Source organism: Streptomyces niphimycinicus, from assembly GCF_018883605.1.
GTDB classification, from domain to species: domain Bacteria; phylum Actinomycetota; class Actinomycetes; order Streptomycetales; family Streptomycetaceae; genus Streptomyces; species Streptomyces niphimycinicus.
Window position 1 is genome coordinate 1 of record NZ_JAHLEM010000043.1, and the last position, 3688, is coordinate 3688.

Annotated in this window: 4 protein-coding genes; all 4 read left to right on the forward strand. The window is 69.4% G+C overall.

What is annotated here, in order from left to right:
- Positions 1-1572 (forward strand): albusnodin/ikarugamycin family macrolactam cyclase (locus KN815_RS05560; protein ID WP_216340620.1); only part of this gene is annotated, 1572 nt, incomplete at its 5' end.
- Positions 1569-2192: a lasso peptide biosynthesis B2 protein gene (locus KN815_RS05565; protein WP_216340621.1), complete on the forward strand. Its 624-nt coding sequence runs from the start codon at positions 1569-1571 to the stop codon at positions 2190-2192. The genes KN815_RS05560 and KN815_RS05565, both read left to right, overlap by 4 nt.
- A complete protein-coding gene (locus KN815_RS05570) occupies positions 2189-2755 on the forward strand; it encodes a GNAT family N-acetyltransferase (protein ID WP_216340622.1) in 567 nt (188 codons plus the stop codon). The genes KN815_RS05565 and KN815_RS05570 overlap by 4 nt, the downstream gene beginning before the upstream one ends.
- Before the next feature lie 109 nt (positions 2756-2864).
- On the forward strand, positions 2865-3688 hold an 824-nt coding region (locus tag KN815_RS05575), incomplete at its 3' end, for a carbohydrate ABC transporter permease (RefSeq protein WP_372458271.1).

Genomic DNA, 3688 nt, shown 5'->3' on the forward strand with positions numbered 1-3688 from the left:
TCGGCTCACCTGGTGAGAACCGCGAAGGGGCGCAGCGCCCGGATGGCGGTGCTCGGGCCGTGCTCGGCAGCCGATGAGGAACTCGCTCATGCCGTGGACGCCCCCGATTTCGCGAGGGCTGTGGGCGACTGGGCTGGTTCGTACATCGCCGTGCGCCTCACCGAGCACCGCGCCGTGGAAGTGGTCACGGATACCGCCGGGGCCTGCCCGCTCTACACAGTGACCACCCCGGATGGAGTTGTGTGGGCATCCAGCTCCCGCGCGTTGTCCGCCCTGGTCGGCGGACGCGCGGACGATGACTGGCTCGCCTCGTACCTCTGGGATACGAAAGCACCGGTGCCCGGCCGCAGCGCCTGGGCTAACGTCACCCCGGTACTGGCCGGACACCGGCTGACCCTGGGCGCGGATGCCGTTCGGTCATCCGCATGGTGGTCGCCGGTCACGCGCCAACCGGACGAAGCCCTCCCCGCGATCCGTCGAGCCGTGACCGAAGGCGTACGGGTGCGCGTCCGGGACACACCGTCCTCGACGGATCTCGGGGGCATGGACTCCACCACTCTCGCCGTGATCGCCGCACGATGCCGTCCCCTCACCGGAGTGACCGCCCACCCCTCCGGCATCACAGAAGGGGGCGATCTCCAGTACGCGCGAGCGCTTGACGTACCGGGCCTCACCTGCATCGAGTTCCCGCTGGAAGAGCACCACCTCCCATTCAGCGCGGCTGACACCCCCCTGGCCGCGGTTGACGAACCTCCGCCGTCGAATGCCGTCTGGGCCATGCTCTCTGCCCAACTGCACATCACCGCCGCCACGGGAGCCGTTCGGCACCTCACCGGAGACGGAGGCGATGACCTCTTCCTTCCCTCGCCCCGGCACCTCGTAGACCTGGCCCGCAGCAGACGCTGGCTGCGCCTCTCCGCAGACGCCTTGGCGTGGGCACGGCTGCGTAGGCAGAACCCCCGCCCGCTGATCACAGCGGCCCTGCGCCGTGACATGCAAGGGGTGGCGCGTCCATGGCTCGTACGGCCCGCCTGGCTGCCGTCCTCCGTCCCCCCACCGATGTGGCAGCCGGAAGACGCCGACTCGGCGTTGATTACTTCGGTTCGCCATGCGGCACGGACCGCCCACGCCGACGCCCAACTCGCCGATGCCCTCGGCGTCGAGCTGCACAACCCATACTTCGACGGCGCCGTACTCGACGCGGTGGTATCCGTACCCGCCGACCTCCGATTCTCCGTGCACCGGTACAAGCCCCTCCTGGCGGACTCATGCGGCGACCTGCTGCCCGTGCTGCACCGCCGCCGCACCACGAAGGGCGTGTTCACCGCCGACTTCCACCGGGGCATGAGGGCCAACCTCCGCCGTGTACTGGATCTCGCCGACGGGCGCCTCGCAGCGCGCGGGCTCGTCGATCCCGCGCCGCTGCGCGCCACCGTGCACGCCGCCGCTCTGGGCGCCGAGACCATCTGGGCAACGCTCCTCCCGACCCTGGCCGCAGAAGCGTGGCTCGACTCCATCGAACGCGCACCGGCTATTCCCTGGCAGAACCCGACCCCGGCAGGTGCACGATGAGCAACGCCTCCCGGAGCGTGGTCGCGCTGACCCCGCACGCTTGCGTGACCATCGATTACGACACCGGCAGGACCGAACTGCGCCCTCTCTCCGGCCAGCCGCCTGCTGGAACCGTCGTGCAGGTCGCAGCCGCGGTTCCCACCTGGGGCACCACCGACGCTCCCGCCACCCTCCCCCGCTGGGCTCCGGTGCCGCTGCGGTGGCGCCTAGCGGCCCTCCCCGCCGTACTCCTCACCACAGCCGTGCGCACGTGCGGACCACGCCGCAGACGGTTCCGCCGCCTCGTACGGCTCGCTTGCTGCGGCCGATACTTCACCCCCGCGACGACCCGTCAAGTCCACTACGCTGTACGCGCCACCCGTTGGGCGTCACGAGCGATTCCAACCCGCTGGGCGTGCCTGGAACAGTCAGCCGCCGCCGCGGTGCTGCTTGCCCTCGCCGGACGGCGGGGCGAGTGGAGGCACGGTGTGGCCACCGACCCCATACGGCTGCACGCCTGGCTCGTTAACCGGTACGGGAGACCTGTCGAGGAGCCTCCCGACACCTCGCTCTACACCCCGACCCACACACCAGACGGACCCGGCCCCGATCTTCGGGACCGAAGGGAGACACCGCCGTGAGTGACCCGCACATCCTGCTGAACGGCGACCGGCTCGCGTTGGGAATGCCGCGCCAGGACATGCTGCCGGAGTACCACCAGTGGGAGAGCGACACCCGCACACTCCTCGGCTACGGTGCCCAGTTCCCGCAGGCGTGGGAGTCCCGCGTATCCGGCTGGGAACGCCAGCGCGGCAACCAGAGCCTCCAGCAATTCGAAGTACTACGGACTGCTGACAAGGAAGCCATCGGCTTGACCACCCTGCACGTGAACGGAGTCCTCCACACAGCCGAGTTCGTGATCGTCCTCGCACCAAGCGAACGCGGCAAGGGCTACGCGGCCGAAGCCGCCCGGCTCACCCTCGACTGGGCATTCCACATCGGAGCGCTGCGCATGGTGTGGCTGAAAGTGCTTGAGCCCAACCAAGCCGGGGTCTCGGCCTACGAGAAGGCCGGGTTCCGGCAGTCGGGACGGCTGCGCCAGTCCGGGTACTGGCTTGGGCGACCGGTTGACGAGATTTTGATGGACGCACTGCCCAATGACTTTCCCGGTCCCTCCGCCGTGACCGCCGCCGTGGGCGGCTGACGCTCCCCACCGAATCGGGGCGGTTACGCCTCCTTCCGCGGAGACGCGTCAGACGGTTTCATGTACGGGATGCGGGCCACCTGCACCGCTCGTAGCTGCCCTGGTCCGCATGCTGCCCCGCTTGTGTCCCGAGCGCCTCACGCGAGGAGGTCCGAGGTTGTCCACGCTCTCCGCCCGCCCCGCCCGCCCCTGGCCCCGCTCCGCCAAGCGCCGTACCGGCGGCCCCCGCTGGTCCCCGAGCAGGCGCCGCCGACTGGCCGCCGACGCCGCGCTGCTGCTCATCGCGGCCGCGTTTCTGCTCCCGCTCGCCTGGCTGGTCCTGGCCTCCGTCGACAGCGACGCCACCCTGCGGGTCTCGGCGCCCGGCTCGCCCACGCTGGACAACTTCTCGGCGGTGTGGACCGACGAGATCACCTTCACGCCGATGCTCAACAGCCTGCTCCTGTGCGGCGGCGCCACCATCCTGACCGTCGCCTGCGCGGCGCTGGCCGCCTATCCCCTCTCCCGCTTCCGCTCCCGCGTCGTACGCCCGTATCTGCTGACGGTGCTCTTCACCACCTGTCTGCCGATCACCGCGATCATGGTTCCGGTCTACGGACTCTTCGTCCAGGTGGACCTCATCGACACCATGTCCGGTACGGCGCTCTTCCTCGCCGCCTCCCAACTGCCCTTCGCCATCTGGCTGATGAAGAACTTCATGGACGGCGTGCCGGTGATCCTGGAAGAGGCCGCCTGGACCGACGGCGCCTCCTGGCTACAGAGCCTGACCCGGGTCATCCTGCCGCTGATGGGGCCGGGCATCACGGTGGTGATGATCTACAGCTTCATCATGATGTGGGGCAACTTCTTCGTCCCCTTCATGCTGCTGCTCTCCCCCGAGCAACTCCCGGCGTCCGTCTCGATCTTCACCTTCTTCGGCAACTACGGCCAGGT

What these genes read in the sequence shown, in the direction of transcription:
- KN815_RS05565 (WP_216340621.1), top strand. Translation starts at nt 1,569, where the DNA reads ATGAGCAACGCCTCCCGGAGCGTGGTCGCGCTGACCCCGCACGCTTGC.